The organism is Pseudomonas fluorescens, assembly GCF_001902145.1.
Lineage (GTDB): Bacteria > Pseudomonadota > Gammaproteobacteria > Pseudomonadales > Pseudomonadaceae > Aquipseudomonas > Aquipseudomonas fluorescens_BV.
The window spans coordinates 584,476-600,834 of record NZ_MRST01000025.1 but is presented as its reverse complement, the minus strand read 5'-3'; the positions used below and the strand labels follow the sequence as shown (position 1 = coordinate 600,834).

The 16,359-nt window shown below is 59.5% G+C and carries 14 protein-coding genes; 6 read left to right on the top strand and 8 right to left on the bottom strand.

Translation table 11 applies throughout. From position 1 onward, the window contains the following. Window positions 1-16: 16 nt before the first annotated feature. Window positions 17-718: a histidine phosphatase family protein gene (locus BUE92_RS19115; RefSeq protein ID WP_073525716.1), complete on the bottom strand. Its 702-nt coding sequence runs from the start codon at window positions 716-718 to the stop codon at window positions 17-19. 252 nt (window positions 719-970) lie between these two features. On the opposite strand from BUE92_RS19115, the gene BUE92_RS19110 reads away from it, so the two are divergent. The 3 genes from BUE92_RS19110 (at window position 971) to hemB (ending at window position 3,606) form a co-directional block, all read left to right on the top strand. After that, a complete protein-coding gene (locus BUE92_RS19110) occupies window positions 971-1,669 on the top strand; it encodes a glutathione S-transferase N-terminal domain-containing protein (protein ID WP_073525715.1) in 699 nt (232 codons plus the stop codon). A gap of 3 nt (window positions 1,670-1,672) precedes the next feature. Further along, complete coding sequence (locus tag BUE92_RS19105) at window positions 1,673-2,515, top strand: PhzF family phenazine biosynthesis protein (protein WP_073525714.1); 843 nt, start codon at window positions 1,673-1,675, stop codon at window positions 2,513-2,515. Between the two features lie 116 nt (window positions 2,516-2,631). Next, window positions 2,632-3,606, top strand: coding sequence for a porphobilinogen synthase (gene hemB / locus BUE92_RS19100; RefSeq protein WP_019817510.1), 975 nt, complete (start codon window positions 2,632-2,634; stop codon window positions 3,604-3,606). Between the two features lie 59 nt (window positions 3,607-3,665). Here hemB and BUE92_RS19095 read toward each other — a convergent pair whose 3' ends face one another. Both BUE92_RS19095 and BUE92_RS19085 read right to left on the bottom strand, forming a co-directional pair. Then, a complete protein-coding gene (locus tag BUE92_RS19095; protein ID WP_073525713.1) occupies window positions 3,666-4,079 on the bottom strand; it encodes a hypothetical protein in 414 nt (137 codons plus the stop codon). A 1-nt stretch (window position 4,080) separates the two neighbouring features. After that, window positions 4,081-8,820 carry an RHS repeat-associated core domain-containing protein gene (locus tag BUE92_RS19085; RefSeq protein WP_081372197.1) on the bottom strand — a complete coding sequence of 1,580 codons (4,740 nt, stop codon included), beginning with the start codon at window positions 8,818-8,820 and terminating at the stop codon, window positions 4,081-4,083. 273 nt (window positions 8,821-9,093) lie between these two features. Between BUE92_RS19085 and BUE92_RS19080 the strand changes: the two genes are divergently transcribed. Next, on the top strand, window positions 9,094-10,179 hold the full coding sequence (locus BUE92_RS19080; RefSeq protein WP_073525712.1) for a DUF1615 domain-containing protein: 1,086 nt from the start codon (window positions 9,094-9,096) through the stop codon (window positions 10,177-10,179). On the opposite strand, the gene BUE92_RS19075 is transcribed toward BUE92_RS19080, so the two are convergent. Then, on the bottom strand, window positions 10,180-10,974 hold the full coding sequence (locus BUE92_RS19075) for a DUF4349 domain-containing protein (protein WP_073525711.1): 795 nt from the start codon (window positions 10,972-10,974) through the stop codon (window positions 10,180-10,182). 157 nt (window positions 10,975-11,131) lie between these two features. On the opposite strand from BUE92_RS19075, the gene BUE92_RS19070 reads away from it, so the two are divergent. Continuing rightward, window positions 11,132-11,551: a PaaI family thioesterase gene (locus BUE92_RS19070; RefSeq protein ID WP_073525709.1), complete on the top strand. Its 420-nt coding sequence runs from the start codon at window positions 11,132-11,134 to the stop codon at window positions 11,549-11,551. A 203-nt stretch (window positions 11,552-11,754) separates the two neighbouring features. Here the strand turns inward: BUE92_RS19070 and BUE92_RS19065 are convergent, their stop codons facing one another. From BUE92_RS19065 to BUE92_RS19055, 3 genes are read right to left on the bottom strand one after another with little or no spacing between them, the layout of a single operon-like run. Beyond that, a complete protein-coding gene (locus BUE92_RS19065) occupies window positions 11,755-12,936 on the bottom strand; it encodes an acetyl-CoA C-acetyltransferase (protein WP_073525707.1) in 1,182 nt (393 codons plus the stop codon). A gap of 11 nt (window positions 12,937-12,947) precedes the next feature. Continuing rightward, a complete protein-coding gene (locus BUE92_RS19060) occupies window positions 12,948-13,607 on the bottom strand; it encodes a CoA transferase subunit B (protein WP_005786928.1) in 660 nt (219 codons plus the stop codon). 31 nt (window positions 13,608-13,638) lie between these two features. Further along, window positions 13,639-14,337, bottom strand: coding sequence for a CoA transferase subunit A (locus BUE92_RS19055; RefSeq protein ID WP_003190329.1), 699 nt, complete (start codon window positions 14,335-14,337; stop codon window positions 13,639-13,641). A gap of 133 nt (window positions 14,338-14,470) precedes the next feature. Between BUE92_RS19055 and BUE92_RS19050 the strand changes: the two genes are divergently transcribed. Beyond that, the gene (locus BUE92_RS19050; protein WP_073525706.1) at window positions 14,471-15,373 is read left to right on the top strand and encodes a LysR family transcriptional regulator; all 903 of its coding nucleotides are present in this window, start codon (window positions 14,471-14,473) and stop codon (window positions 15,371-15,373) included. Window positions 15,374-15,432: 59 nt separating this feature from the next. Here the strand turns inward: BUE92_RS19050 and BUE92_RS19045 are convergent, their stop codons facing one another. Continuing rightward, window positions 15,433-15,762, bottom strand: a complete 330-nt coding sequence (locus tag BUE92_RS19045) for a hypothetical protein (RefSeq protein WP_003190335.1) — start codon at window positions 15,760-15,762, stop codon at window positions 15,433-15,435. Window positions 15,763-16,359: the final 597 nt, after the last annotated feature.

Here is a 16,359-nt window from a genome sequence, read left to right as displayed (position 1 = left end):
CCCTGCGGCCCAAGCTTCAGATATCTGCGCTGACCTGGGTCGGGTCCGGACAGTTTTCCCCTCCGTTATTCAGCCCTTGCTTGTAGTTGCGGCTGAGCAGCGAAGCCTTGCCGTTGTGCCAGGTCAATGTCAGCACGTACAGGGAGTCGTAGTCATTTCCAGACCAATCATCGGTAATGGTGTGTTTTTCACCGGCCGCTTCGCTGGCGACTTTGTTGATCAGTTCCGGCAAGTACCCATGGGACCAGGCCGTATAGATCGTGGCGTTGCGGTACTTGTCCTCGACCAGTTCTTCGGCCAGGGCACTGGTGTCATTCGCCGAGAACTCGATATTCACCGGCAGGCCTAGCTTGATCGCGCTGGGGCTGATGGTGATCAGTGGGCGAATGTAGCTGTAGGAGTTATCCAGTTCGCCTTCCTCGACGTTGCGCGTCGGGTTGGCAGCGAACACATAGTTGGCTTTGCCGAACTTTTCCGGCAACAGGGTCGCCAAGTTCATGGCGCGGTTCAGGCCCTGGCAATTGAGTTGGCCCAGGCCTCCGGCCGGTTTTTCGCCGTGGCGCAGGAATACCAGGGTTTGCACGCCATCGACCGGTTGCGCACGGCTTTCACGGGCGTCCAGGGCGGTGACGATGGCGGCGCTGACCAGCAGCAGCGGCAACATCATGTAGGAATATTGTTTGCAGCGTTGCACAAGGCGCAGAGGCTTGATCTTCATGATAGGTTCGAGTCTTCGTGCGTCGGGTTAAGGCGGACAAGCCCGGCCCCAGTGACGCATCAGCGTCCTGCGGTGTTCCCTGTCGATATAGCAAGGTGCCTCCATTCATGCTTCGGGCGCTCTTAAGAGTGCATTCGGGCGCTTTGGTTCGCCCACGCGGGATACTAGCCGGCAAATGTTTCGCAACGATGACCCATGCACGGCGGCAGGCAGATGACTATGATGGGGGCTTTTCCGTCCAGGGGGTTCTCGATGAACGCACTTGCCGCTTTCCCGATCAACAGCAAATGGCCCGCCCAGCACCCGGAACGCCTGCAGTTGTATTCGTTGCCCACGCCCAACGGCGTCAAGGTGTCGATCATGCTCGAAGAGCTGGGCCTGCCCTATGAGGCGCACAAGGTCAGCTTCGACACCCAGGACCAGTTGTCTCCCGAGTTTCTGTCTCTGAACCCCAACAACAAGATCCCTGCGATCATCGACCCCAACGGCCCGAGCGGGCAGCCGCTGGCGCTGTTTGAATCCGGTGCGATCCTCATTTACCTGGCGGAAAAGACCAGCCAGTTGCTCTCCGAAGACCCGGCCACGCGCTATGAAACCCTGCAATGGTTGATGTTCCAGATGGGCGGCATTGGCCCGATGTTTGGCCAACTCGGGTTCTTCAACAAATTCGCCGGCAAGGCGTATGAAGACAAGCGCCCGCGTGACCGCTACGCCGCCGAATCGCGGCGCTTGCTGGGCGTGCTGGAAAAGCGCCTGCTGGGCCGCACCTGGATCATGGGCGATGAGTACAGCATCGCCGACATTGCGACCTTTCCATGGGTTCGCAACCTGATTGGTTTCTACGAGTCCGGTGACCTGGTGGGCATCGCCGATTTCCCTAATGTACTGCGCGCGTTGGACGGCTTTGTCGCACGTCCGGCGGTGATCCGTGGCCTGAACATTCCGAGCTGAAGCATGCCGATTTTCGATTTTCAACAACTGGATGTATTCAGTAGCGTGCCGCTTAAAGGCAACCCGTTGGCTGTGGTGCTGGGGGCCGATAGCCTCACCGACCAGCAGATGGCGGACTTCGCCAATTGGACCAACCTTAGCGAAACCACGTTTTTACTCACACCTCGCGACCCGCGCGCCGACTACCGGGTGAGAATCTTCACCACCCTCAAGGAGCTGCCGTTCGCCGGGCATCCGACGCTGGGCAGTTGCCACGCCTGGTTGCAAGCCGGCGGTGTGCCACGTGGGGAGGAGATCATCCAGGAGTGCGAAATCGGCCTGGTGCGTATTCGCCGCCAAGGCCATGAACTGGCGTTTATCGCGCCGCCGTTGTTGCGCGCCGGCCCGGTGGAGGCTCCGTTGCTGGAGCGTGTGCGCCTGGCATTGGGCCTGCCGCCCGAGGCCATTGTGCGCAGCCAGTGGGTCGACAATGGTGCGGGCTGGCTGGCGGTGATGCTGGCTGATCGTGATGCGGTGCTTGCGTTGCAACCGGACTATTCGCAACTGCTGGGTCTGGCCGTAGGGGTGATCGCTCCCTGTGATCCGACGCGTGATGCGGTGGACGCGCAATTTGAAGTGCGCGCTTTTGTCGCTGGCGATGGCGTCGCTGAAGACCCGGCCACCGGCAGCTTGAATGCCGGCGTGGCCCAATGGCTGCTCGTCGAGGGCCTGGCTCCCAGCCGTTACGTGGTCAGCCAGGGCACGGCGATTGGGCGAGCGGGGCGTATTCATATCGAGCGCCAGGGCGATCAAATCTGGGTGGGAGGCGCCGTAGCGTTGTGCATCGAAGGGCGTCTGCAGCTTTAGATCAATGAATTGTTACGCACCCGGCAATACACTATTGGCCCCTCGGCATTTGTGTTGCCGGGACTTGGGGGCATAAGCTTTCGCCCCAAAGTGTTCAGCCATTTTTCAGGATTGCCATGACCAGCCAGTTCCCCCAAGCCCGCCCACGTCGCCTGCGCCGCTCCCCGGAGCTGCGTGGCCTGTTCCAGGAAAGCGAATTCACCCTCAACGACCTGGTACTGCCGATTTTCGTCGAAGAAGAAATCGACGACTTCGTGCCTATCACCAGCATGCCGGGTGTGTTGCGCATCCCCGAGAAAAAACTGGCCGGTGAGATCGAGCGTTACGCCCGCGCCGGCATCAAGTCGGTCATGACCTTCGGTGTGTCCCACCACCTCGACGCCAGCGGCAGCGACACATGGAAAGAACGCGGCCTGGTTTCGCGCATGTCCTCGATCATCAAGGACGCCGTGCCGGAAATGATCGTGATGTCCGATACCTGCTTCTGCGAATACACCGACCACGGCCACTGCGGCGTGATGCACGGTGCCCATGTCGACAACGACGCGACCCTGGTCAACCTCGGCAAACAAGCCGTGGCCGCCGCCCGCGCCGGCGCCGACGTGATCGCCCCGTCAGCCGCGATGGACGGCCAGGTCCAGGCCATCCGCCGCGCCCTGGATGACGCCGGCTTCACCCACATCCCGATCATGGCCTACTCCACCAAATTCGCCTCGGCCCTCTACGGCCCTTTCCGCGAAGCCGGCGGCAGCGCCCTCAAGGGCGACCGTAAAAGCTACCAAATGAACCCGATGAACCGCCGCGAAGCCGTGCGCGAATCGCTGCTGGACGAACAGGAAGGCGCCGATGCGCTGATGGTCAAGCCAGCCGGTGCCTACCTTGACATCATCCGTGATATCCGCGAGGCATCACGCTTACCAGTGGCGGCGTACCAGGTGAGCGGTGAGTACGCAATGATCAAGTTCGGCGCACAGGCCGGGGCGATTGATGAGGATCGAGTGGTGCGCGAGACGTTAGGGTCGATCAAGCGGGCGGGGGCGGATTTGATATTTACGTATTTTGCGATGGATTTGGCGGTGGCGGGGATTTAAGGATATCGTTTCTCCCCTGTGGTGAGCTGGCTAATCACAGGGGGAGGGGCACTCATAACTTAGTTGAATTTTTCGTAATCTTGCGCACCTAGTGACACCAACCATTTCCTGAAGAAATCAATTTGTTCCTGGGGGTCGTTTGTTAGGTTCTCCTCTTCGTAGTCAAACAAATGGACTATGTCATCGTTGGTAGCTTGCTGACCTAAAGTCATTTCGTATGCGACGAGCCCTGCGCTCATCTGAGAAGCCATTCTTGATGGTTTAACATTTATTTTTGCCCCTTTGCATAAAAAAGTTATATGCGGGAAGTCTGCTCTGATTTTTGCGAGGCAAATATATAGGTCATGCCCTTCATAAACTTTTTTAAAGTTGTCGGCCTCTGAAAATGTCATGGTGAGCTTCCTTGGGTCATATTTGACGGTGACCTCCTTGTGCTCGTTTTTGATTATTACCTTTATATTTTTAGTTTTCATTTTATTTCCTGTTGGGGTTTGGTATGGAATATCCAACGTAAGTTCCATCAGATTTTACTGGGGTGGCGCCTAATATATCCTCTGGGTCGATTTTGTTATGGATAGCGAATTCTAGCTCTTTAGGGTACGGCGCCTGCTTGCCTAGTTCTGTATTTATATCATGCCCCTCAATACTCTTAAGTGTGTACAAATAGCCTTTTTTATCTCCGTAGCTGGTAGCAAAAGTGATCCCGACTGCCCGTGATGGCGATGTGCTTATGAAGTTGCTGGGAGGGTCATTACTGTCAATTGCGTGTAGGTACAAATCTTCGCTATCGCCTTTGCTTTTAAAGCCATTTTTGAATACCTCGTTTGGAGGGGTTTTGTCTCCGCGAAAAAGATACTCTTCGTCATTATGAGGAGTCGGAAGGTTGGGTTCTGATTTCTTACTTGATGCTGGAGTTGAAGGATCTTCAGCGCCTAAGGATGGTTCGCATCCTACCGTACCTGGGCATCTGTTCAGTCCAAGCGGATCTACCCACCCTGTGGGATTGGGCACATACCGGTACCCATTGATCCCACCCGCCAGTTTCACCGGGTCCGGCGTCAGGTAGCGACCAATATCCGGATTGTAGTAGCGATGGCGGTTGTAGTGCAGCCCGCTTTCCGCATCGAAATACTGACCCTGAAAACGCAGTGGATTGTCGATGTTGCCCACGTCGAGCCGGGCGATCTGGCCGTAGGCGCGGTAGTGCGCGGACCAGACGATTTCGCCCTCGGGGCTGGTTAGCTCCTGCGGTGTGCCGAGGTGATCGAGTTGGTAGTGGTAGGGCGTTGTGGCTTGTGGGCCGAAGCCTTCCAACAGTGCCAATGGGCGGAAGCTGTCGGGTTCGTAGAGGTAGCTGCGATGGCGCTCTGCATGGTGTTCGGCAATCAGCTTGTCGCCTTGCCAGAAAAACTCGGTGGTCTTCCCATCCACGGTCTTGCTGATACGCCGCCCAAACGGGTCATAGCGATAGCTGGCGGTTTGGCCGTTGGGCGCTGTAACCCCGACCAACCGATGCTGGCAGTCGTAGCGGTACTCAGTAACGAGTTGCTGGCCTTTGCCGCGCCGTTCGCGGATGAGGTTGCCGAAGGCGTCGTAGTCATAGTGCCGGTCGCCCTGGATCATCAGACGATTCGCCGCAACGATGTCCGGGCCGGGGCGGTCTTGCATCAGCAGGTTGCCCGCTGGGTTGTGGGCGAAGCGTTCCTGGACGTCTTGGGAGTGGTCGGCGCGGGTCAGACGGGCGAGGGGGTCGTAGCGGTAAAGGTGTTCGCCTTTGCGGGTGTCGAGCAGGCGGGTGAGGTTGCCGGTTCTGTCGTAGTCGTATTGGCGTTGGTAGAGGTGGCTTTGTTGCTGGGTTACCGCGTGGGCGTGCAGGCGGTGTTGGTCGTCGTAGTGGTAGTGGCTGAGCAGTTGGCCTTGCTGGCGCTGGTGTTCGCGGCCGCTCTTGAACAGATGTGAGGTGAGTACTTCACCGTTGAGCTCGACGGTGGCGAGGTGGCCGCCTTTGTCGTGGTTGAAAGTGACGCGGTTGTTGTCCGGCAGGCACAGGTTTTTCAGCTGGCCGCAAGCGTCGTAGCCGTAACGCAGGGTGCCCCAGCCTTGGTGCTCGGCGGTGAGGCGGTTTTGGCGGTCGTACTCGTAGGCCAGGGCCCAGTGACCGTCTTCGACGCTGAGGAGGTTGCCTTGGCGGTCGTAGGCATAGTCGACAACGCTGTCATCGGGCAGGGTTTTTCGTACGAGGCGCCCGGCGTGGTCGCGCTCGTAGCGGGTGATTAGCTGACTGTCATCGTCGCCGTATTCAATTTTCTCCAGCAGGTTGCCGTTGAGGTCGTAGGCGTAGGCGGTGCGTTGGCCGTCGAAGCCGGTTTCCTGGCGGATCAGGCCGTTGGGGTTGTAGTCGAGTTGGTAGGTTTCGCCGGCTTCGTTTTCGATCTCGGTGAGCAGCAGCCGGGCGTTGTCGTAGCGGTACTTGACTTGGGTGCCGTCGGCGTTGAGGCGGCGGCTGATCAGGTGCAGGCCACCTTCGTATTCGTAGCGGGTGACGTGGCCGAGTTCGTCGCGTTCGGCGATGATTTTGCCGTAGGGATTGTAGCTGAATTCCCGGCAAGCGCCGCCTGGCTGGGTCAGTTTCAGCAGGCGCCCTACGGCATCCCATTTATATTGGGTTTGCGCCCCATGCTCATCCTCACGGGTAACTTGCCGCCCCAAGTCGTCATAGCGATAACGCTTGATCCCACCATTGGGCAATTGCTCCTCAAGCAACTGCCCACGTTCATTCCACACCAACCGATGACAGCTGTGATCGGGGTACCAAACCCCCGTCAGTTGCCCATGTTTGTTGTAGCTGTAGTCGATCGCGCTGCCATCCGGATCAATCTTGCGGATGACATCGCCCTGATCATTACGCTCATATTTCCAGACCGCTTCACCACGCCGTACCACCCGTACGAAACCATTGTCATGCTCGTAGGACGTGGGTTCATCATCCCCCGGAAACAGCGCCACCAAGCGTCCAGCATCGTCGTACTGATAGGCCGTCACCGCGCCCATTGGGTCTTGCTCGACGGTCAGCCGGCCTTGGTCGTCGTAGGATTTAAAATGCGTGGCGCCGTCCGGATCAATCCTCTGCACCAGCCGCGCCCGCTGGTCATGGACATACACCTCCTGGCTATCATCGGCGTTATGCACGGTGACACGCCCGTCATCGCCCCAGGCATAACGCGTGTCCATCTGCGAAAAACTTGCCCAATGCCGGACGCAACGCGCCGCCTTGCCAGCGTGTTCCCATTCCCAAAAGAAACTCGCGCCACCGGCCAGTTGGCGTTCAAGAATGACGTGCTGATCGTCGTACCGATAACGCTCGCTTTCCCCGACGGCGTTGGTCGCGCAAACCAGTTGTCCGTCTTCGTCATAGGCGTAGGAAACAAGGTTCTGCTCGGTTTCCCAGACGTAGGGCTCGCGTCCTTTGGCACGATGCGCCTGGTAGTCCACCGCCACGATGCGATCCAGCTCATAACGCAACAGCAACGAACGACCCGCGCCGTTATCCAGCCGCTCAATCCGCCCATAATGATCACGGCAAAGGCGCAGGCGGTTGTCATACGCATCGCTGATCGAAACCAACACACCGTCGCGAAAGTGATAGAACCGCGAGGCTTGGGCCAGCACCAGTTCATCAGGAGCCGAGCCCAAGTAGATCGCCGCTTCCGCCAGGCTGTTGGTGATTGCCGGTCGAGAATCAGTGGGCAAGGGCAGGGTAGTCGAGCGGTTCTCATGATCGGTCCACACCACCGAATCGCCCGACACACAAAGCCTGTGGGCCAGCGCATGGCTCCAGCCAAACCCCAACCCACAATCGACTTCCACCGCACTGGTGCGGTACAGCCGCGTCCACTCAAACGGCAAGATCCCATCCAGCACGCCATCGGTGAGGGTGAGCAATTCCTCCCCGGTGACCATCGACACCGGACAACCGTTGGTGGCCGTCTTGTCCGCAGGCGCCGCCGCATCCCCCTTCGGGTTCGACGCCACGGCCGGCACATCATCGACAGGTTCCTGACGGACCAACGTCGTGCGCTGGGTCTTGTCGCGCACCATCGGCACCGGGTTCGAAACTAGCGTGTCGCCCGCCTTCAACGGCACCACCGGCACCGCCTTGACCGGCGTCGCCGCACTGCTTAGCAACACCGGCTTGGCGGCCTCGACATGGGGTTCCAGTCGAGGCCCCGCCACCTGCTTGGCCAGCAGCTCCAACAACGCCCGCGCCCGCCCGGATTTGACGTGACTGAGCACACGAGCCCCCAATCGCACCGCCACGCCCATCGCACCCAAGACGCGAATCAGCAGCAGATTGATCAGCACCTCACCGGTAATCTCACCCCACAGTTCAGCCATCTGCGGCGGCGGCAGCATGCGCATCCAACTGACCAGCGCCGACAGGTAGATAAACAGCAGCGGCTCATCACTGAGCACCAACAAGCCCTGGGCGATCGTGTCACTACCCAGTGTCAGCAGTTCGTCGAGCTCAGTTTGAGAAAGGTATTGCAGTAGCTTTTCGCTGTTGGGCTTGAGGTCTGCCAGTAGCGCAGACAGTTCGGTGATGTTGTCCCACAGGCTGTAAAGCGCCTTGCCCAGCCCACTGACAAAGGCCGCTTCCAGCAGGCGGCGCCGGTCAAGCGGGCGGGCATCTGTGTAATTTTTCCACTGGGCCTGGAAGGTGTCGGTCCACTCTTTGCGCAGCCGGGCTTCCAACGCGGCGATCACTGACTGGTAGGACGCATACAGCGCCTTGACGTGATCCCGGGAAACGTTGGGGTAAAAGCTCACCCGGTATTGCTGGTTACGATCACACTCGGTGATTTCGAGGATGCCACTCGGGCCGATGGTCTTATGGAGGGGCTCGCCCAGCGGACCGCCGTTTGGATCAACGCGTTGCACCACCACCGGGGTGTTGCCGATCGGTACGAACCGGGTGCTCTGGAACATATGCACCAGGGTCAACGTACCCGTGGCCTGGCACGTGGCGACCGTACTGCTGGGAAACAGGGAACGATTGATCGGGGCAATGAGCGCGACGTCATCCCCGACCTTGAACACCTGCTCGACCTCCAGCGCCGAGAAACTCCAGAAGCGTTCGGCCCACTCGTCAAAGGTGTTCAAGCAATCGCGAAAGTCACGGAAGACGCCTTCAACGTCGACTGTTTTCACGCTCATTGGCGTCAGCGCCAGCCTGCCAATGGCCGGGTTCAAGTGCTGGCCCCGTCAACCGCACGCGTTACGAAAAAAACCATCTGCAATCCCTCGCACTGTTTGATCAGGCGAGGGACTTTGCAGCGGTTTGCCGGGGCGAGGAGTAGAGCTTATCCGGCGGTTGTGTGGGATGTTTCAGTTACTGCCAGGCACTGGGTTCGGCATGCCAACGAACCCCGGTTAGACTTACCTGTCGATATCAGCACTGCCCGGCCCGTCGTTAACCAAGGAAGCCTCATGTATTCAACCCGTCTGCTGCTCTGCCTTATTCCATTGCTGGTACTGGCCGGTTGCTCCACCTCCCGTGGCCCTCAGCAGCCCGAGCGCAGTGAAGCCGAGGTGAAGGCGCAGATCGTGCGCCTGCTGCCGGCCAAGGTCGCGGACCGCAACGGTTGGGCCCAGGACATCTACACCGCCTTCGACACCCAGAAAATCTACCCCAGCACCGAAAACATCTGTGCGGTACTGGCGGTGACCGAGCAGGAGTCTACCTATCAGGTCGACCCACCGGTGCCGGGCATGGGCAAGATCGCCCAGGATGAGATCCTGCGCCGCGCCGGCAAGGTGCATGTGCCTGCATTCGTGGTGCGCAGCGCCTTGCAACTGCGCTCGCCCACCGGCAAAACCTACGCCGACCGCTTGAATGCCGCCCGTACGGAGAGGGATTTGAGCGGTATCTTCGACGACTTCATCAGCATGGTGCCCCTGGGTAATACGCTGTTTGGCGGGTTCAACCCGGTGCACACCGCAGGGCCCATGCAGGTCAGTATCGACTTTGCGCAAAAACAGGCGCGGGGTTATCCCTACACGGTGGATGGCACGATTCGTCGTGAAGTGTTCACCCGTCGTGGCGGTATGTACTTCGGCATCGCCCATTTGCTCGGTTACCCGGTGAGCTACGACCAGCCGCTGTACCGCTTTGCCGATTTCAACGCCGGTTGGTACGCCAGCCGCAATGCCGCGTTCCAGGCCGCGGTCAGCCGTGTTTCAGGCAAAGAGCTGGCGCTGGATGGGGATTTGATCCGCTATGGCTCTTTGCTGCCCGGCACCACCGAGTTGGCGGTGCGTTCACTGGGATCGAAGTTGGACATGCGCAACCCGAGCATTCGCCGCCAACTGGAGCAGGGCGAGCAGTTGGATTTCGAGGACACCACTTTGTACAAGCGCGTCTTCGCCTTGGCTGACCAGGCGGCCGGCAAGCCGCTGCCACGGGCGATCCTGCCGGGTATTGTGCTCAAGAGCCCGAAGATCACGCGCAACCTGACCACGGCCTGGTTTGCCAAGCGCGTGGATGAGCGCTACCAGCGCTGCATGAAGCGCTGATCAACTGCGGCGTTTGACGAACCGGCGCCACAAGCCCACCCACAACCACACCACCGGGAACGCCAGAATCACGAAGGGCAGCACATAGCTGGCACGTTCCAGGGCGTCTGCGGTGCCGGTCACCAGGTTGTCTCCCAGGTTACTGAACATCCGAGTGAACCTTGACACCTGGTTGGCGCCGTCGGAAGAACGGAAGTTCAAGGTCATGCGGTTGGTGTCGAGGCGGCGTTGCTGGCCGGCGGCAACCTGAGCCAGTTCCTGCAGCTCGTTTTCAATGCCGGCTTGCTCTTTGCTCAGGACGATCAGGTCGCTGACGGTGATGTCCTTGCGCTTGGCCAGTACATCGAGGCGTTGTTGCTGGGCTTGTAGGCGGTCCTGGCGACGGCGCACATCCGCCACGGCATCGGCCAGGTCTTCGGCCGTGGTGATGCGCTGGCCGAGCTTACCGCCTTCGGCAGCCAGGGCGACCATGGGCTCCACACCGGTGGGTGCGATCCGCAGGATGATCTGGCCTCCCTGGCCGTCTTCGGTAATGCCCAGGATATTGCAGGCACCAAAGCGCGCCGTTTCACACGCCTCGCGAGTGGCCTGCATACGCGGCGCAAGCAGGGCGCCGGGCAGGGCCAGGGTCAATTCATGCTCATAGGCCAGTTGCGCCCCGGCCTTGCCCTGTTCGCCATTGATGACGGTGGCGCGAGAGTGGTCCTTGGGGGAACAACCGGCCAAGGCCAGGCCGGCCAACAAGATCAACAGCGGCGCGCGAAGCGGGTGGGAGTTGCCGTCCAGGTGGCGCATGGCGTTTCCTTGAAATGTGCAGGAGAAATTGGCCGAGATTAAAGCGGGTCTGGCCCATTAACGCAAAGCATTGCCCGGGATTTTCCCGGCTGATGATGGTGGCTGCCGGGTCGGGGCTGGCGTACACCTCAAGCCTCACACCAGGGAAGCATCCGCCATGAACGCTCAGACTGTCCCCCAAGGATTTGTCCCATTGCCACGCAGCAGCCCGTTGCTTGAACTGCTCGGCCCGGCGTATTGCCGCGGCGAAGGTCTGCAACTGGAAGTCGGCCTGCGCGCCGATCATCGTCACGCCAATGGGCGCGGTACGGTGCACGGCGGGGTGCTGGCGACGCTGGCCGATATCGGCATGGGATACGCCATGGCGTTTTCCAGTGAGCCGCCGTTGCCGTTGATTACCGCCAGCATGACCGTGGATTACCTGGGCGCCGTGCAGGTAGGGGAGTGGATGGTGGTGCGTCTGGAAAGCCACAAGCGCGGACGGCAGATGGCGTTCGCCACGTTGAGTTTGCAGGTGGAGGAGCGGGTGGTGCTGCGGGCGAGTGCGGTGTTCGCGGTGCCACAAGCTGACAGGTAATGAGATTAAATGTGGGAGTTGTTTCAGGGGGATCGAGAAAAAGAAAAGGCCTGGCTTTTCGTGGAGCCAGGCCTCTTCTATGTTGCTCGTTATGTCTCACATGTAGGAGCGAGCTTGCTCGCGAAGAACTCACAGGCAACACGTTCTACCAGGAGTGCTGCGTTATCGTTGACGTTTTTCTCGAGCAAGCTCGCTCCTACAGGTCAGCTGCGTTCGAGCGCCAGGGCGACACCTTGGCCGCCACCGATGCACAGCGTTGCCAAACCTTTCTTGGCATCGCGCTTGATCATTTCGTGCAGCAGGGTCACCAGTACGCGGCAGCCTGACGCACCGATCGGGTGGCCGATGGCGATGGCGCCGCCGTTGACGTTGACCTTCTGCGCGTCCCACTCCAGCTCTTTGCCCACTGCCAGGGATTGCGCGGCGAAGGCTTCGTTGGCTTCGATCAGGTCCAGGTCAGCCAGCTGCCAACCGGCCTTGTCCAGGCAGCGGCGGGTGGCCGAGACCGGGCCGATGCCCATGATGGCCGGGTCTACCCCCGCGTTGGCGTAGCTGGCGATACGCGCCAGTACGGGCAGGCCGAGAGTCTTGGCTTTGTCGGCGCTCATCAGCAGCACGGCCGCAGCGCCATCGTTCAGGCTGGAGGCGTTGCCCGCGGTGACGCTGCCGTCTTTCTTGAACGCGGGCTTGAGCTTGGCCAGGGATTCGGCGGTGGTGCCGGCGCGCGGTTGTTCGTCCACCGCGAAGGCAACCGGGTCGCCTTTGCGCTGAGGAATCAGGATCGGCGTGATCTCATCGGCAAAGCGCCCGGCTTCGATAGCGGCGACGGCTTTTTGCTGGGAGGCGGCGGCAAAGGCGTCCTGGGCTTCGCGACTGATGCCGTACTTGTCTACCAGGTTCTCGGCGGTGATGCCCATGTGGTAATCGTTGAACGCATCCCACAGGCCGTCGGTGATCATGCTGTCGATCATCTTCGCGTGGCCCATGCGCAGCCCGGTGCGTGCGGCAGGCAACACGTATGGTGCCAGGCTCATGTTTTCCATGCCGCCGGCAATGATCACCTCGGCGTCGCCGCAACGGATGGCCTGGGCACCCAGGTGCAGGGCTTTGAGGCCCGAACCGCAAACCTTGTTCAGGGTCAGGCTCGGCACGGCGTGGGGCAGGCCGGCGAGGATCGAGGCCTGGCGCGCCGGGTTCTGGCCTGAGCCTGCCGTGAGCACCTGACCGAGGATGACTTCATCCACTTGCGCCGGGTCCAGGCCGGTCTGCTCCAGCAGGCGACGGATCACGGCAGCGCCCAGCTCCGGGGCCGGAATGTTCGCCAGCGAACCTTGGAAGCTGCCCACGGCGGTGCGGGTGGCAGCAACAATCACGACGTCTTGCATGGAATCTGTCCTCACTGGAAGTGCATTTCTGGAACGTGGTCCGGGACGATCAGTTTACCGGCGGTCTTGCTCACAATCTCTTCAACGCTGACGCCAGGTGCGCGTTCCTTGAGGACAAAAGCGCCATTTTCGATTTCCAGGTACGCCAGGTCCGTGAGTACACGCTTGATGCAGTTGGCACCGGTCAGCGGCAGGCTGCATTGGCTGAGCAACTTGGACTCACCGTCTTTGGATGCGTGAGTCATGATCACAATGATGTTTTCTGCGCCGGCCACCAGGTCCATGGCACCGCCCATGCCCTTGACCAGCTTGCCGGGGATCATCCAGGAGGCGATGTTGCCCTGTACGTCCACTTCGAATGCGCCCAGTACGGTGAGGTCGACATGCCCACCGCGAATCATCGCGAAGGACTCGGCGGAAGAGAAGATCGAGGCGCCGATGCGTGCGGTGACGGTCTGCTTGCCGGCGTTGATCATGTCGGCGTCGATGGTTTCTTCGGTCGGGAACGGGCCCATGCCAAGCAGGCCGTTTTCCGATTGCAGCATCACTTCCATGCCGTCGGGGATGTAGTTGGCCACCAGGGTCGGAATGCCGATACCGAGGTTCACGTAGTAACCGTCCTGCATCTCGCGGGCAACGCGTTGAGCCATTTGTTCGCGGGTAAGCGCCATGATTGTTTCCTCTTATTGTTCTGGACGGGGATTATTTGCGGACGGTGCGCTGTTCAATGCGCTTTTCGAAGGTGCCGCAGATGATCCGGTCGACGTAGATGCCAGGGGTGTGGATCTGCGCCGGGTCCAGCTCGCCTGGTTCGACGATTTCCTCGACTTCGACCACGGTGATCTTGCCGGCGGTGGCGGCCAGCGGGTTGAAGTTCTGGGCGGTGTGACGGTAGATGACGTTGCCGAAGTGGTCGGCTTTCCAACCTTTGACGATGGCAAAGTCGCCGGTGATGGATTCTTCCATCAGATACGGGCGACCCTTGAATTCGCGGGTTTCCTTGCCTTCGGCCACTGGTGTGCCAACGCCGGTGGCGGTGAAGAAGGCCGGGATGCCGGCACCGCCTGCGCGCATTTTTTCCGCCAAGGTGCCTTGGGGGGTAAGCACCACCTCAATCTCGCCGCTGAGCAGTTGTTTCTCGAAGAGGGCGTTTTCACCCACGTAGGAAGCGATCACTTTGCTGATCTGCTTCTGTTCCAGCAGCACGCCCAGGCCGAAGCCGTCGACGCCGCAGTTGTTGGAAACCACCGTCAGGTCGCGGGTGCCTTTGCGCTTGATTTCGGCAATGAGGTTTTCTGGAATGCCACACAGGCCAAAACCACCGGAGAGTACGGTCATGCCGTCCTCCAGGCCTGCCAGCGCTTCTTCATAGGACGCCACGCGTTTATCGAAACCTGCCATATGCACCTCTTTTATTGTTTGTGGTCCAGCCAGTGAGTTGAGTGTTGCGCCAGCGAATTGATTTGTTAAGTTGTTTTTTAAGGTTGATTGATTTAGAAAACAGCATAGTCCAATCGTCGTCCGGAGCTGCGTCATGACCGTCAAACAGATGCGTGCCTTTCTCGCCGTCGCGCAAAGCCTTAGTTTTGCCGCGGCCTGCGAGCGTTTGCACCTCTCCCAATCGGCGTTGAGCTTGACCATCAAGGGCCTGGAAGAAGGCTTGGGCGGGCGCTTGTTCAGCCGTAATACCCGTAACGTCGCGTTGACCCCTGAAGGTGAATCCCTGCTGCCCCTGGCCCGCCGGTTGATTGCCGATTGGGACAACGCCGAAGACGAACTGCGCCAGCGTTTTACCTTGCAACGCGGCCGCGTCACGGTGGCCGCTATGCCGTCGTTCGCCGGCAACCTGTTGCCGCCGATCCTGAAGATATTCCGCGCCCGTTACCCCCAGGTGAACGTGACGGTGCATGACCTGATCAATGAGCAGGTGCTGGAAATGGTGCGCGACCGTCAGGTGGAGCTGGGGGTGGCGTTCGAGCCGTCTGATGGTTCGTCATTGGCGTTCACGCCGTTGTACCTGGATCGCTTTGTCGCAGTGGTCCCGGGAGATTCAGCCTTGGTACAGCGTGCTGAAATCGACTGGAAAGCCCTGTTGGAACAGCCGTTCATCACCCTGCAGCGGCCTTCCACCGTGCGAGTGATGCTGGAAGAACACCTCGGCGCCTTGCAGATGAAATTGCCCGTTGCCTTGGAAAGCCATCAACTGGCGACGGTGGGCAAAATGGTTGCCAGCGGTTTGGGGGTCAGCGCGGTGCCAGCGTTATGCGCCAGGCAGATGGAGGAGGCGGGGGCCCATTGCATTACCTTGACCGGCCCGGTGATCGAGCGGCCGATTGGGGTGCTGACTAAACCGGGGCATGAGCTGTCAGCGGCGGCGCAGGTGTTGTTTGATATCTTTCGAGATGAGGCGGGGAAGGGCAGGTTTCCAACTTTCTAAACCAGTAAATACAAATGTGGGAGCTGGCAAGCCAACTCCCACATTGATTGGAGTACTACTTAGTAGTAACGGTCGATCACTTTAACTTGCGAGCTGTCTTTGAAAGACGCCCAGGCATTGTTAAGCGTGTCGAACACTTGCTCGATAAAGTTGCGATCAGCGGCGGCCTTCTTGCCGACATAACCCTGGCCACGACGGTACATCTTCAGGCGCGCCGCCAGCTCACGGTTGTTACGGTCAAACTCGGCTTCTTCGGTATGGGGCGCCAGGCAGTCAATTTGCACTTCGCCCGATTTGCCAATCCACAGGATATGGTCGTCGAGTGTGTCTTTCTGCGCTGCGAACATCTCAGCCAATTCATCGATAGTTGGTTGGTTGTTCAGATTCATGTGTAAGCCCCTTGACCAGTTGGCGATCTATTAGTTGATTCGTTAATACCAGTAAGTTGTCTCCGGTCACTAAACCGGGCGTCAGCGACGGGCTGCCGAATACGGGCAGGGTCTTGAAGCTGATGCATGTAGTCTTGCTGATGGACTGCTACGCAATGCTCTGATTACGAAGACAAGCCGCGTTTTAGCGCCTTGTACCTGTCCCTTTCGGGGCCGGTCAGCTTCATCAATCTGCCTTGTGGGCAGTGCACATCCGGAAAAACAGCTCGGCGGTCAGACGAGCCTGTTCAAAACGCTTGTTACCAACGCTCCCGATCCGAGAGACGTCTAGATCATGCAAGGACAAAAAGGTTACGTCAACGGTTATGTAGTGATTATTTTTGCTCACTACATAAATTGCCGTGGGGACGGGGGAATGCGGGAAAACGTGACTTGGGCGTCATTTTTCGTGCGGTGGGTCGCACAGCTACGGTGGTCAATTCGCCGCAGGATCCATGTGGGAGCGGGCTTGCTCGCGAAAGCGGTGGGGCAGACAACTATGTATTGGCTGACACTCCGCATTCGCGAGCAAGCCCGCTCCCACAGTTGATCTGTATC